Here is a 15,262-nt window from a genome sequence, read left to right as displayed (position 1 = left end):
GAAGGCTAATGACCTTTCCATTTTTTCGACGTCGTTCTAACCGAATGACAACAGCCAAAGCAGCTTTGGCTAAGTTTTTGGTTATGAAGTTGGGATTATTTCAACATCAGGCCGCAGCTCTATTGGGTGTAAACCAAGGGCGAGTATCTGAAGTGATTACAGGAAAGCGCTTCAAAAGCGTTAAGCCGGCAAAAACGATCGACCCAGATCAGTTGGAGCTCAATATCTAGTACTTATAGTAAGGGGGTTTCAAGCCCCCTTACTAGCAAGTGTCGTCGCTAATTCTTCTGGTGCTTCCAGGGGGATCATGTGGCCGGTGCCAGCCATGCGATGCAGGGTGATGGTGTCTGATTTTGCGGCGAGCTTTTCAATGGCCCCGATGGGCACCAGCTGGTCGTCCTCCGCCATGATGAAACTGACGGGCATTTCAAGCGACAGCAATTCTTCCGCGATATTCAAACGGTCGATGGGGGCGATCAACTGGCGGATCAGCACGTCCTGGCCCAGTTCTTTTTCCATTTGAAGGATCGTGCCGGTGATGGCCGGGTCATCCAGATGGTCCGCATTCACAAACTGCGCGAGGCGGGCTTTCGACATGCCTTTGTATGTCAGACGCGTGAGCATTTCGGCGTTGCGTTTGCGCAAAGATTTTTCCGCGTCGGTCAGACCGTAGGGGGAAGCCGCGATGATGGTCAGGCTCTTGAACTTTGATGGCTCGCGGAGCGCCGCCATGATCGCCAGATATCCGCCAAGCGAAAAGCCCACCAGATGGCAGGGCGTGTCCGGCGCTTGCGCGAGTACCGCATCACACATGCCGTCCATGGTGTCAGCATCTGAATAGTCTGAGTGGTGGGCGTCCACTCCGGGTAGGTGATCAAGCATGCGGCCCCACAGCCGGGCGTCACACATGGTGCCGGGGATCAGGTAAAGGGGCGGATTGCTCATGGAATAAGGATCGTCTGCCCGCTGGTCTGGCGTGCCTCAAGCGCCTTATGGGCTTCTGCGGCGTCCTTCAGCGCGAAGCGCTGGTTGATCCGCGCCTTCAGCTTGCCCGATGCGATCATCTCAAACACGCGGCTTGTGGAATGCTCGAGCTCAGGTCGTGTCGCCACATAGTCCATCAACACAGGACGCGTGAGCATCAGGGATCCTTTCTGTGCCAGCAGCGCGGGCGGCACAGGGTCAACCGGGCCGGTGGCATTGCCAAATGTCACCATCACACCGCGGCGCTTCAGGCATTCAAGCGACCCCATGAAAGTGGCTTTGCCGACGCTGTCGTAAACCACGGGCACACCTTCGCCGTTCGTTATGTCCTTCACACGGGCAACGAAGTCTTCGTCACGGTAGAGGACAGTGTGGGTGCAGCCGTGTGCTTTTGCGAGCTCGGCTTTCTCCGGGCTGCCCACAGTGCCGATAACGGTGGCGCCGATGGCCGAAAGCCACTGGCAGGCGATCAGGCCCACCCCGCCGGCTGCGGCATGCAGGAGAACTGTTTCACCAGCCTTCACCGGATATAGCCGCTCGACAAAGGCTTCGACCGTACAGGCTTTCAACATGAGGGCTGCGGCGTCTTCATCAGAGACACTGTCAGGGATTTTCACCAGCTTTGCAGCCGGAATATTTCTGGCTTCCACGTAGGCGCCAATGGGGCCAGCGGGGTAGCCGACACGGTCACCAACTTTGAAACTCTCGACACCCTCGCCCATGGCTTCCACAACACCGACGGCTTCAAGCCCCGGGGTGGCCGGCAGCGGCAAGGGGTAAAGCCCTGTGCGGTGATAGGTATCGATGAAATTCAGCCCAATGGCCGTATGGCGTATTTGTACCTCGCCCACAGCTGGGGCGCCAAGGTCAATTTCCTGCCACTTCAGGACGTCCGTCCCGCCGAAGGCCTCCATCCGGATCGCTTTAGTCATTCATATTCCTTTAGCGCGGCATGAATAATTTCATCAGATTCGACCACATAACTTAATGTGAAATCTTTATCTTCCGTTCGTTTTGAAAGAACAGTGAACTGCCACTCCATCTCTGCATTTGTGAATTTAGCATCAGAAATTCCGGTAAATTGCTGCTCAAATCGATCTAGCACATCAAAACATATGGACAGTATGGAGATAAGGGCTTCCGGACTGTCGTAAGTACATAAGCGAGAAAGATAAATATGACTGATCGCTGTATCCAATGCGTGGGAACCGAGTGTTGAGCCAAAGTCCTCAGTATCTGGAGTAATTTTTTCGATTTCAGCTTCTGCAGGGAGACTCTGATTGGTTTGTCCTGCAAGAAAATTTTCTGCCGCATTGCGTACATGCGCAAGAAGACTGGAGTTACCCCAGTTCTCTTTGTCCTGAAAAGTTTGATAGAGAGGAGAGAGGCGGCAGCAAAGTTCCCAGGCGAGTTGCAGCTTTTGCGTATGGGACAGCTTTATTACCCCAGCAGAGATTCCGTCGAGGTAGGCTTGGTAAGTCATTGTCCCCAACCTCAGCCCTTCAGGTTGGTCTGGAAAAAGTCCCGCGTGCGGGCGTTCGCGAGGTTGGCGGCAGCCGTGTTCCAGTTGACACCGTCCGGGCGGGCGAAGGCATGGTCCACCCCTGGGTAGCTATGGATGGTGACATTTGCATTGTCCTTCAGGCCTTCTTTGATGCGTTTCTGTGCGTCCTTGTCAACAAAGCCGTCTTCTTCCGCGATATGCATCAGAAGCGGTGTTGTGATCTTGGCCGACAAGTCCAATAGGGTATCAAGCCCGACACCATAATAGGCGACACTTGCGTCCACGTCTGTCAGGGCGGATGTCTTGTATGCAAGGAGGCCACCAAGGCAGTAGCCGACAGCGCCGACCTTGCCTGTGCCGCCTTCAAGTTTCTTGGCAACAGCCACCGTGGCGGCGATGTCTTCCATGCCTTTGTCGTGGTCGAATGTCTGGAAATAATGGAAAGCCTCTTTCCATTCTTCTTCTGTCTTGTCCGTGATATCCACGCCCGGCTTCATGCGCCAGAACAGATCGGGACAGATGGCGATATAGCCTTCGCGCGCCAAGTCGTCGCAAATCTGGCGCATGCCTTCATTGACGCCGAAGATTTCCTGCAGAACCACAATCACCGGGCCGTTGCCGGTTTTGGCTGGGCGCACCACATAGGCCTCAAATGTGCCGCTGCCATCTGTCGCCTGAATGTCGATCATGTCTGCCATCGTCTGTCCCCTCATGTCCGGTATCCTGTTGTTTCTTTCCTTGAGTTAGTCCAGCGCCCCGGCTTCTTCAAGGGCCTTGCCTTCTTCAACGCTCAATGCGCCCTCGAGCACGAGGAGGGCGCGTTTGGTATAAAGCCCACCATCGCCCGAATAGCCCCCAAGCTTACCTGCAGATGCGACAATTCTGTGACAGGGGATCAATATCGGGATCGGATTCCTGCCACAGGCCGTGCCCACAGCCTGCGCGGCGGAGCCGATCTCGGTCGCCAGATCGCCATATGTCCGGGTTTCGCCATAGGGGATTTCCCGCATGGCCTTCCAAACCTTTTCCTGGTGCTTGGTGCCCATGGGGCATAGGGGCAAGTCGAATGCCTGGAGGTCGCCGTCGAAATAGGCGTCCAGCTGACGCTTCGCTTCAATCAGGAGCGGCGTCGGTTCCTGGAACGGACTCCAGCCCCAATCGAGCGAGACAATAGCGCCGTCGAATTCCGTAATGGTGATATCGATCACCGGCGTGTGCATTGAGAGTTGCGACATGGATTGCCTCTCTATATTGATTAGGTCATTGCTATTGTGTGCGCGCCCTGGGCGCAAGCGAATTACGCCAAACCGTTATGAAAGACCAATCAGTGGCCCAAAGCTCCCAGACGTTTGCAGACACAATCTTCGCACTTTCAAGTGGTGCTGGCACCGCTGGTGTCGCTGTGGTGCGATTGTCTGGCCCACACGCATTCGCGGCCCTTGAAGCCCTGTCCGGCAAGCCGGTACCGGAAGCCCGCTATGCGGCGCTTCGCCTGCTGACGAATGAAGATGGTGCGCGGCTTGACCAGGCCCTTGTGATTGCCTTCAAAGGCTCCGCGAGTTTCACAGGCGAGGATGTGGTGGAGCTGCATCTGCATGGTGGCCGCGCGGTGGTCGCAGGTGTGCTTGAAGCACTAGACCGGATCGATGGATTGCGCCCCGCAGAGCCGGGCGAGTTTTCCCGCCGGGCGTTTGATAACCAGAAGCTGGACCTTACCGAAGCTGAGGGCCTCAACGATTTGATCCATGCCCAGACAGCTGCGCAGCGCGAGCAGGCGCTCAGACAAATGGATGGCGCGCTCAGGGATCTGTATGAGGATTGGCGCGGACGCCTGGTCGCTCACCTGGCGCATCTTGAGGCCGATATCGATTTTCCGGACGAAGACCTGCCCGAAGGTGTAGCTGGGGCTGTTAGACCAAATATCTTGTCATTAAAGTTCGAAATAACACAACATCTTGTGGATGGGCGGCGTGGTGAGGCCCTCAGGGAAGGATTTCGCATTGTCATTATGGGGGAACCCAATGCTGGCAAGTCCACGCTTCTCAATGCGCTGGCAAAATCCGATGTTGCGATTGTCTCAGATGAGGAAGGCACCACCCGCGATGTGATCGAAATCCAGCTCGACCTGGGTGGATATCCCGTTCGGCTGATCGATACTGCGGGTGTCCGCGAAAGCCAGGGGGCTATCGAGCAGGAAGGTATCCGCCGGGCGCTTGCCCGCGCCGAGGAGGCTGACCTTCGCCTTGTGCTGATCCGTGCTGACGATTGGCCGGTGATCCCAAAATCGATGGAACGCTGGCTCGATGAGAAGGCGATGCTGGTGATCACCCAGACCGATCGCACAGACATGTTTCACGTGAAACATGATAAATTGCCGGGCATGCCGGATGTGAAGGTTGCCGACGTGGCCTATGTTTCTGCGAAAACCGATGTGGGCTTGAGCGACCTGTTTAGTCATCTGGAAGAGCATGTGCGCGAGGCGATGGCGCCCCGCGAAGTACCGTCGCTCACGCGCGTGCGTCACCGCCGGGCGCTTGAGGAAGCGGTCGACCATCTTGATCGGTTTGATCAGAATGCGGGGCTGGACGCAGTGTTGGCCGCGGAGGATGTGCGTATGGCGGCGCGCTCTCTTGGGAAAATCACAGGCCGAGTCGGCGTAGAGGATATCCTTGATGTGATCTTCTCCGATTTTTGTATCGGCAAGTAGGGGCGCGCTTTAGACCATGTTTCACGTGAAACATGGGTAAGGTGGTCGCTGCCTCCGCCACTTAACTTTGACTTAAAAATCATTCGCTAGTATAGAACGCTCCAAGTGGGGCCCGCATCTGATGCAGGGGCCTCTTTTTGTTGGTGTCTTTGATATAGGCACTAGGCAGAATGGAATTGTTGAATGACTGATTTTGACGTCATTGTTATCGGGGGCGGGCACGCCGGCTGTGAGGCCGCGGCGGCTTCTGCGCGCATGGGCGCAAACACGCTTCTGATCACCCACAAGGTTGAAACCATTGGCGAGATGTCCTGTAACCCGGCAATTGGCGGATTGGGCAAGGGCCATCTGGTGCGTGAAATTGATGCGCTTGACGGCATCATGGGTTTGGTGGCTGACCGCTCCGGCATCCAGTTCCGCTTGCTCAATCGCCGTAAAGGCCCAGCCGTTCAGGGACCACGCTGCCAATCAGACCGGAAGCTTTACCGCGAGGCAATGCAGGAAATCCTGGGCGATTACCCGAACCTGACGATTGAAGCTGGTGCGGTCGAAGACATGATCATTGACCGGTCTGGCGACAAGCCGAAGGTGACGGGCATTGTGACCGCAGACGGCAAGACCGTCACGGCTGGCGCGGTGATCCTGACGACAGGCACTTTCCTGCGCGGCCTGATCCATATTGGGGAAAAGAAAATCCCGGCAGGGCGGGTGGACGAAGCACCAGCGCTCGGTCTTTCGGACACGCTGATGTCTTTGGGGTTTGAGCTTGGGCGTCTTAAGACCGGAACGCCCGCGCGCCTTGACGGCAAGACCATCGATTGGTCCGTGTGTGAAGAGCAACCGGGCGACAGTCCGCCTGTGGCTTTCTCGTTCCTGACGGACGAGATCACCGTGCCGCAGATCAGCTGCTACATGACGCGCACCACGGAACGCACGCACGAGATCATTCGCGAAAATCTTCACAGGGCACCGATGTATTCTGGCCAGATCGACAGCAAAGGCCCACGCTATTGCCCGTCGATCGAGGACAAGGTTGTCCGCTTTGCAGACAAAAACAGTCACCAGGTTTTCCTGGAGCCCGAGGGGCTTGATGATGACACGGTTTATCCGAACGGGATTTCCACAAGCCTGCCCGAAGAAGTGCAGGATGAGATGATCCGTTCAATCTCGGGGCTGGAGAATGTCCGGATCATCAAGCCGGGCTATGCGATCGAGTATGATTTCGTTGATCCGCGTGAGTTGAAGGTAACACTTGAGACTCGCCGCGCAGACGGCCTCTATCTGGCAGGCCAGATCAACGGCACGACCGGATATGAAGAAGCGGCGGCGCAGGGCCTGATGGCGGGCGCGAATGCGGCGATCAAATCCCGCGGGTCGGACGAGCGTTTTGTGCTCGACCGCGCCGACGGCTATATCGGTGTGATGCTGGATGACCTTGTCACCCAGGGCACGCGCGAGCCTTACCGAATGTTCACGAGCCGGGCGGAATACCGCCTGTTGCTGCGTGCCGATAATGCCGATCAGCGTTTGACCGAGAAGGGCGCGGCTATCGGCCTTGTGGGCGACGCGCGCAAACAAGCGTTCGCGGACAAGAAAGCGGCTCTGGCGGCAGGGCGTGCGATTTTGAAGTCTGTGTCCCTGACGCCCAATGAGGCAGAGAAGCATGGCCTCAACATCAACAAGGACGGTGTGCGCCGGGACGGGGAAACCCTGTTGGCTTTCAGCACCATTGATTTTGATATTCTCAAGGCGATATGGCCGGATGTGCTTGGGCAGATTGACCCTGCCATTGCCGAGCAACTGTCGATCGATGCGATGTACCGTGGGTATCTTGAGCGGCAACAACAGGATGTGGATGCCTTCCGCAAGGACGAAGCGCTTGAGATTCCGGAAGACCTGGACTTCGGTATGATCACTGGCCTCTCGAATGAAATGCGCGAGAAGTTCAAGGAAGCACGCCCGGCAACTCTGGGCGCTGCGGCGCGTATCGCCGGCGTCACACCAGCGGCCCTGACGCTTCTTCTGGGCCATATCAAGAAACGCCGCGCGGCATAACCTTTTGGAATCGCTTATGTATGGTGCTGACGATCTAGCGCGTGATCTGGATGTTTCACGTGAAACGCTGGATAAGCTGAAGGTCTATGCGGGCCTGCTCCGGAAGTGGCAGAAAGCCAAAAATCTGGTTGCCAATTCCACGCTTGATGACATGTGGCGCAGGCATTTTCTCGACAGTGCGCAATTGGCTCCCCTGTTGAAGGAGCACTTCGGCGACAGAAAAATCACCCTTCTTGATATCGGGTCCGGCGCTGGCTTCCCGGGTCTGGTGCTCGCAGCTATGGGGGTGGCGACGGCCCATATGGTCGAATCGAATGGCCGGAAATGCACTTTCATGAATCAGGTTTCACGTGAAACAGGCGCTGATGCCACGATTCACGCGCGCCGGATTGAGGAAATGGACATTTTCCCGGTAGATATTATTACCAGCCGCGCCTGCGCCCGCATCAGTCAACTGCTTGATTGGGCAGCACCTTTCATATCAGACGATACAGAGATGTGGCTTTTGAAGGGTGAGATCGCGGATGAGGAATTGACCGAAGCAAAAGCTTGTTGGAAGATGGACGTCAATCGTTTCAAAAGCCTGTCCGACCCCACAGGGGTCATCTTGAGGCTATCATCAATAAAACGGTTGTAAGTTTTTGAATTTAAAGGCTTTTGCCTGTTCCGGGGAGGGGTTTGCATGAGTTCTGCTGCGCAGACGGGAAAGAAGGCGAAAATTATCGCTGTCGCCAACCAGAAAGGCGGCGTCGGCAAGACCACCACAGCCATCAATCTGGCCACAGCCATGGCGGCGGTGAAGAAGAAGGTCCTGATTCTGGACCTGGACCCACAAGGCAATGCGTCCACCGGGTTCGGTATCGACCGCCACGCGCGCGAGATCACATCCTATGATGTGGTGCTGGGTGCTGCACCCTTTGGGGATGCGATCATCGAGAGCGGCGTGCCTGGCCTGTCGATTATCCCAAGCACCATTGACCTTTCCGGCGCGGACCTGGAGCTGGCGGAACTGCCGCACCGGAATTTCCGCCTGCGCTATGCCATGGAAAAGGCCCAGGCGCGCGAGGAATATGACTATATCCTGATTGACTGCCCACCATCCCTGTCGCTGTTGACGATCAACGCGCTGGTGGCTGCGGACAGCGTATTGGTGCCGCTGCAGTGCGAATTTTTCGCGCTCGAAGGTCTTAGCCTGCTTCTTAAAACCATCGAACAAGTGCGCGGCAGCCTGAATCCGAACCTCACCATAAATGGCGTGGTGCTGACCATGTTTGACAAGCGGAACAACCTGTCCGAACAGGTAGCGGGCGATGTGCGCGATTTCCTTGGCGACAAGGTTTACCAGACAGTTATCCCGCGCAATGTAAGGGTTTCCGAGGCTCCGAGCCATGGCAAGCCCGCGCTTCTCTATGATCACCGCTGTGTCGGCAGCCAGGCCTATATCAAGCTGGCGCGCGAGCTTTTGGGTCGTGACCGTAAATTGGCGGCATAAATTAATAAAAAACAATAGGTTAGAAGTTTTTCTTATGACAAAGACTGCACGTAAAGGATTGGGGAAGGGGCTTTCGGCGCTACTCGGCGACGACCGGCCGGTTTTTGACGACAAGGGCGATGTGGTTGCGGCCCCGAATGTAGGCCGCCCTCAGGCAGGCCGCCGCTGGTTGCCGATAGAGTTCCTGGAACGGAATGCAAATCAGCCACGGGTTCATTTTGATGAAGATGCACTGGCGGAGCTGGCATCCTCAATCAAGGAAAAAGGCCTGTTGCAGCCGATCCTGGTGCGCGAGCTTCAGCCTGAGAAATACCAGATCGTTGCGGGCGAGCGTCGCTGGCGCGCGGCGCAGAAGGCTGGCGTTCATGAGGTTCCGGTGGTTGTGAAGGAACTCAACGACACGGAAGTGCTTGAGATCGCGATCATCGAGAATATCCAGCGGCAGGACCTGTCGGCGATCGAAGAAGCCATGGCCTATAAGCGCCTGATGGAAGACTTCAAGCACACGCAGGAAGCTGTTGCGGAAGTGGTGGGCAAGAGCCGCAGCCACGTAACCAACCTGCTGCGCCTTCTGTCTCTGCCTGAAAAAGTGCAGACGATGGTGGGCGAAGGAAAGCTTTCCATGGGGCATGCCCGCGCGCTGATTGGTGCGGATGATCCGCTGGCGCTGGCGAAACGCATTGTGGCGGAAGGGCTTAGCGTACGCCAGACGGAGGCGCTGGCCAATGAGGCCAAAGGCAAGCAAAAGCGTAGCCCGCGTCCGGGCGGCACAGGTTCCGGCAAAAAGAAAGATGCGGATACCGTGGCGCTTGAAAAGGACCTTACGGCCGCTGTGGGGATGAAAGTAGCCATCGACCATGAAGGCGAGGGCGGCAAGGTCACCATTTCATATGAAACGCTGGAGGACCTTGACGAGCTCTGCAGCAAACTTGGTGTTTGCGGCTTTTAGACCAGCATCTGCATGAATTGAGAAACCGGCCCTAACCAACTGTTGGGGCCGGATTTTTTATGCCTGCCTTATGATTTCAGGCGCTTTTCAATCGCGTCCCAGATGTCGGCTTCAAGCTTGACACCGTCAAACCGGTTCACAGCCTGCAGACCTGTGGGTGAGGTGACGTTGATTTCTGTCAGCCAGTCCCCAATCACATCGATACCCACAAAAATCAGGCCTTTTTCACGAAGCGCCGGGCCGATGCGGTCGCAGATTTCCTGCTCTCGCGGTGTCAGGTCGGATTTCTCGGCGCGACCGCCCACCACCATGTTGGAGCGGATCTCGCCTTCTGCAGGTACCCGGTTGATGGCGCCCACGGGCTCACCGTCTACCAGGATGATGCGTTTGTCGCCCCGCACGACTTCTGGCAAAAACTTTTGAACCATCACCGGTTCCCGGCTGCCAATCAGGAAAAGTTCCATCAGACTTGAAAGATTTGGATCATCGGGTTTCACGTGGAACACACCAGCACCACCATTGCCGTACAAGGGCTTGACGATGATATCGCCGTGGCGCTTGCGGAAGGCTTTCACGTCTGCCTCATTCCTGGTGATCATGGTGGGGGGCATCAGGTCCGGGAATTCGGTGACAAACAGCTTTTCGGGCGCGTTCCTGACTTCCGCCGGGTTGTTGACCACCAGCGTATCGGGATGCACCAGGTCCAGAAGGTGGGTCGCGGTGATATAGGCCATGTCAAACGGCGGGTCCTGGCGCATCAGCACCACATCCATGTCCCGAAGGTCGATGATTTCCCTGTCGCCAAGACTATAGTGATTGTCGCGCTCGCGCCGCAGCATCATCGGGCGGGCATGCGCCTGAACCTTGCCTTCATCGAAAAACAGATCTTCCGGCTGATAGTGCCAAAGGCTATAGCCGCGGTCCTGCGCTTCAAGCGCCATGACAAAGCTGCTGTCGCCGTCAAAATTGATATCTTCGATGGGGTCCATTTGAACCGCTACTTTAAGAGCGCGCTCTGCCATTAACATTTCCTCTAGAAAATTCTCAAACTTAAAGTGTTACTTTAGCTGGGCTTTATGCTTCAGGCCGCCAGGCATCCTTGATATGGGACGGTAAACTGCCGCGTACAATGGCTATCACATCAAAGCGAACGGATGCGTTCATTTCTTTGTGACGGGCCAGCCAATCAACGGCCGCTTTCTCGATGCGACCGCGCTGGCGGAAAGTGACAGATTCCCTGGCATCCCGGTCAGTTTTTCGGCTTTTTACCTCAATGAAGGCGATAAGTTTTCCTCGCCTGGCGATCAAATCAATTTCACCATAGGAAGACCGGTAGCGTTCCTCAAGAATGCTATAGCCCTTAAGGCGCAGAAACCAGGCGGCGAACTCTTCGGCCTTGCGGCCCCTTGCTTCTGCCTGTTGCCGCGCCTTGGTCATCCTACCGGCCTGAAAGCTCAAGCGCGCGGGCGTAAATGGCTTTTTTCTTTTCGCCCGTGATCTCGGCCACAAAAGCGGCGGCGGACTTGACGCTCATATGCTTAAGGGCAGCCTCAAGGAGATGTTCGGTATCCATGTCAGATCCGCTTCCGGCGTCCGCTACATGGGCGGGCGGGCCGATCACCACCACGCATTCCCCCTTGGGCGCACCTTCATCGGCATACCATTTGGCGACATCCGCAAGCGTGCCGCGCTTCACTTCCTCAAATTTCTTGGTCAGCTCCCGGCAAACGGCGACCTCGCGTTCCCTCAGCACGGCTGCCGCATCTGCCAGGCAATCGGGCAACCGGCGCGTGCTTTCATAGAACACCAGGCTGGCTTGGGTTTTGGCCTCAGCCTCAAACCAGCTTTGGCGCGCGCCCGATTTGTTTGGCGGAAACCCCATGAAAAGGAAGCGGTCGGTTGGCAAGCCTGTGAGCGTGAGCGCCGTGATGGCCGCGCAGGCACCGGGAATGGATGTAACATAAAGCCCGGCATCCTGAGCTTCGGCCACCAGCTTGTAGCCGGGATCGGAAATCAAGGGCGTGCCCGCGTCAGAGACGAGCGCGATGCGCTCCCCGGCTTCGATCCGAGCCAGCAGTTTCGGCCGTTCGCGCGCGCCGTTATGCTCGTGATAGGGGCTCAGGGGTTTCTTGATCAGCTTGGCGGTTAAAAGTTTGGCGGTCACACGCGTGTCTTCGCAGGCGATATGGTCCACGCCCGAAAGTACCTCAAGCGCTCGTTCGCTGATGTCTGAAAGGTTGCCGATCGGCGTCGCGACAACATAAAGCCCTGCCGGCAGCTTTTTCTGTGACCCGATTTCAGCCATTTTTATGATCCAGTATGTGTTGTGAGGGCATCACCAACGGCCGGTTTCCCGGTGGGTCGCTGATATCCTTCTAAGCCACTGATTTACAGGCGCCCTGTTTATCAGTAGGGTCAGCGCAAACAAGGCAAGGTTCGGCCCCAGATAACACCAAGGTTGGTCATGGTTGCAAGTAAGTTTCTGAAAGACTTCAAAGTGGCAGCGGCCGTCGCGCTCTGCGGTCTTCTGGCTGCCTGCGGCCCATCGGGCGAAGCGCCGGTGAAACGCGCACCGGTACCCATTGCTTCAGAAGCGTCCACCGACCAACAAAAAGGCGAGGCAGACCAACAGGCACTGCCCGTTACCGAACCGGATGATCGCCCTGTGCGCATCGCCATCCTCCTGCCGCTGACGGGACCTCTCGCGGAAACGGGGCAGGCGCTTTTGAACGCGTCTACTATGGCGCTCTTTGATGCCTATGACCCACGCCTGACGCTGTTGCCGTTTGACACGAAGGCGGAAGGCATGGCCGCGGAAGAAGCAGCGCGCGCCGTGCTTGACGCTGGCGTAGACATTGTGCTGGGGCCGCTTCTGGCGGGCAATGTGCAAATTGCGGGCGAGGTTTTCAGCCAAGCGGGCATTCCGGTTCTTGGCTTTTCAAATGATAGCCGTGTGGCGGCACCCGGGCGCTATATCCTTGGCTTCATGCCGGAAGGGGAAGTGCAGCGGGTTGTGGATTATGCCGTGACCCAGGGGCATGTGAACTTCAGCGCGCTGATCCCGGAAGGCCGGTACGGCGAACGCGTTCGGGCAGCCTTCGGCGATGCTGTCAGCTATGACGGTGGCAAGGTGGTGGCGCTTGAAAGCTATCCGCCCGACCCGGACAATGTGTTTGAGCCCGTCAAGGCGCTTGCCAACTATGACCAGCGGCAAAAAAACCTGCGCGACGAAATCAATGCCCTCAGGGCCTTGGGCGATGATGTGACGGATGAAATCGCCAACAGGCTGGCGAAAGCTGAAGAGCTTGAACCCGTGGGGTTTGATGCGGTGCTTGTGCCTGAGGGCGGGGCACTTTTGCGCACGGTTGGGCCTCTTCTGCCGTTTTATGAGATTGACCTTGATGATGTGCAGCTTCTGGGCACCGGCCTTTGGAATGACCCGACGTTGATGGACGAACCTCCCCTTCATGGCGGCTGGTTCGCGGCCCCCGAGCCCATGCAGCCACAAGCTTTCATGACCCGCTATGAGGACATGTTCGGCACCCGGCCGCCGCGCATTGCCACCATTGCCTATGACGCCATGAGCCTTGTGGCCGCGTTGTCGCGTGATACTCTGGAGGAAGGCGAAGAACGGTTTTCTGGCACGCGGCTCACGAGTCCGACCGGTTTTGTCGGTGTCGATGGGCTTTTCCGCCTGAATATTGACGGCTTGAACGAACGCGCCCTGGCGATCCTTGAAGTGTCGCGACGCGAATTCAAGGTGATTGACCCGGCGCCAAAAGCCTTCCCAAGCTTCGGCTATCCGATCAGGCAATCAGTTTCCCGAGAAGGAAATTAAGGAGCGGTCGGCCCTGCTCGCTTAGCCGCAATGTCTCGCCGTCATAGAAAAGGTGGCCGCTTGCGACCAGATCCCCTGCGACACCAAAATCGATCACACTCTTGGCGCTGACCCCAAGCCGGGCCTCGAGGGCCTTGATATTGATGCCGGCCCGCAGCCTAAGCCCCATCATGACGGCTTCAATGAAACGGTCTTCCGCACTTACCGGCTCAGTCGTGTCTGTCCCCAACCCAAAGGTTTCAACTGACCTGAGCCAGTCTTCTGGCCGTTTGATCTGGGCGTGGGCTGTGGCTGTACCCCTGAAGGTGGCGGGCACGCGGCCATGCGCGCCGGGGCCGATGCCCACATAATAGTCGCCTTGCCAATAACTCAGGTTATGGCGGCTTTCCTGGCCAGGTGCTGCGTGATTTGAGGTCTCATAAGCGGGCAGTCCCGCTGCTTTGGTGATTTCCTGCGTCAGGTCATATAGCGCGGCGGCTTCGTCCTCATTCGGCAGGGTGAACCGCCCGCGCTTATACTGGTGGTAAAAGGCCGTGCCTTCCTCAATCGTCAGTTGGTAGAGCGACAGGTGCGTGGGCGAAAAAGCGAGCGCTTCGGTTAACTCTGTGCGCCAATCTTCAAGTGATTGTTCAGGCCGGGCATAAATCAGGTCAAAGCTAACGCGATCAAAGTTGGCTCGCGCAACTTCAAGGGCCTTGAGGGCTTCCCCCGCATTATGCAGCCGCCCGAGGAACTGGAGCGCGTCATCACGCAGGGACTGGATACCCACGGACAAACGGTTCACGCCTGCTTGGCGGTAGGCGCGGAAGCGGCCAGCCTCCACGCTTGATGGGTTGGCCTCCAGCGTGATCTCAATATCGCTTTTGCCCCAATGATGGCTTACGCGGTCAATGACTGCGGCGACAGTCTCGGGCTCCATCAGGCTGGGGGTGCCGCCCCCGAAAAAGATGGAACTGGCAGAAAGGCCCGGGAACTTTTCAGCAAAACTGTCGATCTCGCGCACAAGGGCCGCGCGCCAACGGTCGTGGGACACCTCATCGCGTACATGGCTATTGAAGTCGCAGTAAGGGCATTTTTTCAGGCAAAAGGGCCAGTGCACATAAATGGCGGCTGGCCCTTTGTATGCTGAAGCCTCAATGGCTGGCGGTTTATGCGGGCTTGAAGCAGGCATCAATCAACTGCTTGAATGCGTCAGCCCGGTGGCTCATGGCATGCTTTTCCGCTGGTTCCATCTCGGCGAAGGTTATGTCGTGGCCTTCGGGGATGAAAATCGGGTCATAGCCAAAGCCCTTTTCGCCGCGCATGGGCCATGTGAGCGAGCCAAAGACCTTGCCTTCAAAGCTTTCCATATGGCCGTCGGGCCACGCCAGCGTCAGCGCGCAGGTGAAGTTGGCGCCGCGGTCCGGGTTGTCGCCCAACTTATCCATCACGGCTTTCATGCCAATGTTGAAATCCTTGGATGGTCCGGCCCAGCGGGCGCTGTAGATGCCGGGTTCGCCGCCAAGGCCGTGAACTTCAAGGCCGCTGTCGTCCGACAGCGCGGGCAGGCCGGAGGCTTTCGCCGCCGCCAGCGCCTTGATTTCGGCATTGGCGATGAAGCTCAGGCCGTCTTCAACGGGTTCCGGGAGGTCCAGCTCCCCGGCGGAGATTGTCTCGACACCAAAAGGCGCCAGAAGTTCGCCAATCTCGCGCACCTTGCCCTTGTTGTGGCTGGCGATTACCAGCTTGTTGCC

The 15,262-nt window shown here is 57.1% G+C and carries 16 protein-coding genes and 1 pseudogene; 7 read left to right on the top strand and 10 right to left on the bottom strand.

Annotated features, from left to right (window positions below):
• Positions 1-8 precede the first annotated feature (8 nt).
• Positions 9-230 carry a hypothetical protein gene (locus KORM41_RS12090; RefSeq protein WP_068148184.1) on the top strand — a complete coding sequence of 74 codons (222 nt, stop codon included), beginning with the start codon at positions 9-11 and terminating at the stop codon, positions 228-230.
• Positions 231-249: 19 nt separating this feature from the next.
• Here KORM41_RS12090 and KORM41_RS12085 read toward each other — a convergent pair whose 3' ends face one another.
• From KORM41_RS12085 to KORM41_RS12065, 5 genes are read right to left on the bottom strand one after another with little or no spacing between them, the layout of a single operon-like run.
• A complete protein-coding gene (locus KORM41_RS12085; protein ID WP_082719896.1) occupies positions 250-945 on the bottom strand; it encodes an alpha/beta fold hydrolase in 696 nt (231 codons plus the stop codon).
• A complete protein-coding gene (locus tag KORM41_RS12080) occupies positions 942-1,916 on the bottom strand; it encodes a quinone oxidoreductase family protein (RefSeq protein WP_068148181.1) in 975 nt (324 codons plus the stop codon). The genes KORM41_RS12085 and KORM41_RS12080 overlap by 4 nt, the downstream gene beginning before the upstream one ends.
• Positions 1,913-2,467: a DUF416 family protein gene (locus tag KORM41_RS12075; RefSeq protein ID WP_068148178.1), complete on the bottom strand. Its 555-nt coding sequence runs from the start codon at positions 2,465-2,467 to the stop codon at positions 1,913-1,915. Before KORM41_RS12075 ends, KORM41_RS12080 begins: the two co-directional genes overlap by 4 nt.
• Positions 2,468-2,478: 11 nt before the next feature.
• On the bottom strand, positions 2,479-3,186 hold the full coding sequence (locus tag KORM41_RS12070) for a dienelactone hydrolase family protein (RefSeq protein ID WP_068148174.1): 708 nt from the start codon (positions 3,184-3,186) through the stop codon (positions 2,479-2,481).
• A 45-nt stretch (positions 3,187-3,231) separates the two neighbouring features.
• The gene (locus tag KORM41_RS12065) at positions 3,232-3,723 is read right to left on the bottom strand and encodes a methylated-DNA--[protein]-cysteine S-methyltransferase (protein ID WP_068148172.1); all 492 of its coding nucleotides are present in this window, start codon (positions 3,721-3,723) and stop codon (positions 3,232-3,234) included.
• 77 nt (positions 3,724-3,800) lie between these two features.
• Between KORM41_RS12065 and mnmE the strand changes: the two genes are divergently transcribed.
• The 5 genes from mnmE (at position 3,801) to KORM41_RS12040 (ending at position 9,691) form a co-directional block, all read left to right on the top strand.
• The gene (mnmE, locus tag KORM41_RS12060; protein WP_068148169.1) at positions 3,801-5,195 is read left to right on the top strand and encodes a tRNA uridine-5-carboxymethylaminomethyl(34) synthesis GTPase MnmE; all 1,395 of its coding nucleotides are present in this window, start codon (positions 3,801-3,803) and stop codon (positions 5,193-5,195) included.
• A 183-nt stretch (positions 5,196-5,378) separates the two neighbouring features.
• Positions 5,379-7,250 (top strand): tRNA uridine-5-carboxymethylaminomethyl(34) synthesis enzyme MnmG, encoded by a 1,872-nt coding sequence (mnmG, locus tag KORM41_RS12055; RefSeq protein ID WP_068148165.1) that lies wholly within the window; start codon positions 5,379-5,381, stop codon positions 7,248-7,250.
• A gap of 16 nt (positions 7,251-7,266) precedes the next feature.
• Positions 7,267-7,887: a 16S rRNA (guanine(527)-N(7))-methyltransferase RsmG gene (gene rsmG / locus KORM41_RS12050; RefSeq protein ID WP_068148161.1), complete on the top strand. Its 621-nt coding sequence runs from the start codon at positions 7,267-7,269 to the stop codon at positions 7,885-7,887.
• A 45-nt stretch (positions 7,888-7,932) separates the two neighbouring features.
• Positions 7,933-8,742 (top strand): ParA family protein, encoded by an 810-nt coding sequence (locus tag KORM41_RS12045; protein ID WP_068148158.1) that lies wholly within the window; start codon positions 7,933-7,935, stop codon positions 8,740-8,742.
• Positions 8,743-8,776: 34 nt separating this feature from the next.
• Positions 8,777-9,691 carry a ParB/RepB/Spo0J family partition protein gene (locus tag KORM41_RS12040; protein WP_068148155.1) on the top strand — a complete coding sequence of 305 codons (915 nt, stop codon included), beginning with the start codon at positions 8,777-8,779 and terminating at the stop codon, positions 9,689-9,691.
• Positions 9,692-9,759: 68 nt separating this feature from the next.
• On the opposite strand, the gene gshB is transcribed toward KORM41_RS12040, so the two are convergent.
• The 3 genes from gshB to rsmI are packed head-to-tail and all read right to left on the bottom strand — an operon-like array spanning position 9,760 to position 11,996.
• Entirely contained in the window at positions 9,760-10,713 is a 954-nt protein-coding gene (gene gshB / locus KORM41_RS12035) for a glutathione synthase (protein ID WP_156431968.1), read from the bottom strand.
• A gap of 52 nt (positions 10,714-10,765) precedes the next feature.
• Positions 10,766-11,128, bottom strand: a complete 363-nt coding sequence (locus KORM41_RS12030; protein WP_068148149.1) for a YraN family protein — start codon at positions 11,126-11,128, stop codon at positions 10,766-10,768.
• A gap of 1 nt (position 11,129) precedes the next feature.
• The gene (rsmI, locus tag KORM41_RS12025) at positions 11,130-11,996 is read right to left on the bottom strand and encodes a 16S rRNA (cytidine(1402)-2'-O)-methyltransferase (protein ID WP_068148144.1); all 867 of its coding nucleotides are present in this window, start codon (positions 11,994-11,996) and stop codon (positions 11,130-11,132) included.
• A gap of 159 nt (positions 11,997-12,155) precedes the next feature.
• Here rsmI and KORM41_RS12020 point away from each other — a divergent pair, with 159 nt between their 5' ends.
• Positions 12,156-13,529, top strand: a complete 1,374-nt coding sequence (locus tag KORM41_RS12020) for a penicillin-binding protein activator (RefSeq protein ID WP_068148141.1) — start codon at positions 12,156-12,158, stop codon at positions 13,527-13,529.
• Here KORM41_RS12020 and hemW read toward each other — a convergent pair.
• Both hemW and rdgB read right to left on the bottom strand, forming a co-directional pair.
• Positions 13,498-14,700: a radical SAM family heme chaperone HemW gene (gene hemW, locus KORM41_RS12015; RefSeq protein ID WP_082719895.1), complete on the bottom strand. Its 1,203-nt coding sequence runs from the start codon at positions 14,698-14,700 to the stop codon at positions 13,498-13,500. The two genes, KORM41_RS12020 and hemW, sit on opposite strands and share 32 nt — an antisense overlap.
• Positions 14,678-15,205, bottom strand: a pseudogene (gene rdgB / locus KORM41_RS12010) (RdgB/HAM1 family non-canonical purine NTP pyrophosphatase); the annotation flags it as partial. The pseudogene rdgB and the gene hemW, both read right to left, overlap by 23 nt.
• Between the last annotated feature and the right edge of the window lie 57 nt (positions 15,206-15,262).

Source organism: Kordiimonas lipolytica, assembly GCF_001550065.1.
The sequence above is the reverse complement of the archived record's forward strand: the minus strand, read 5'-3'. Positions and strand labels throughout refer to the sequence as shown.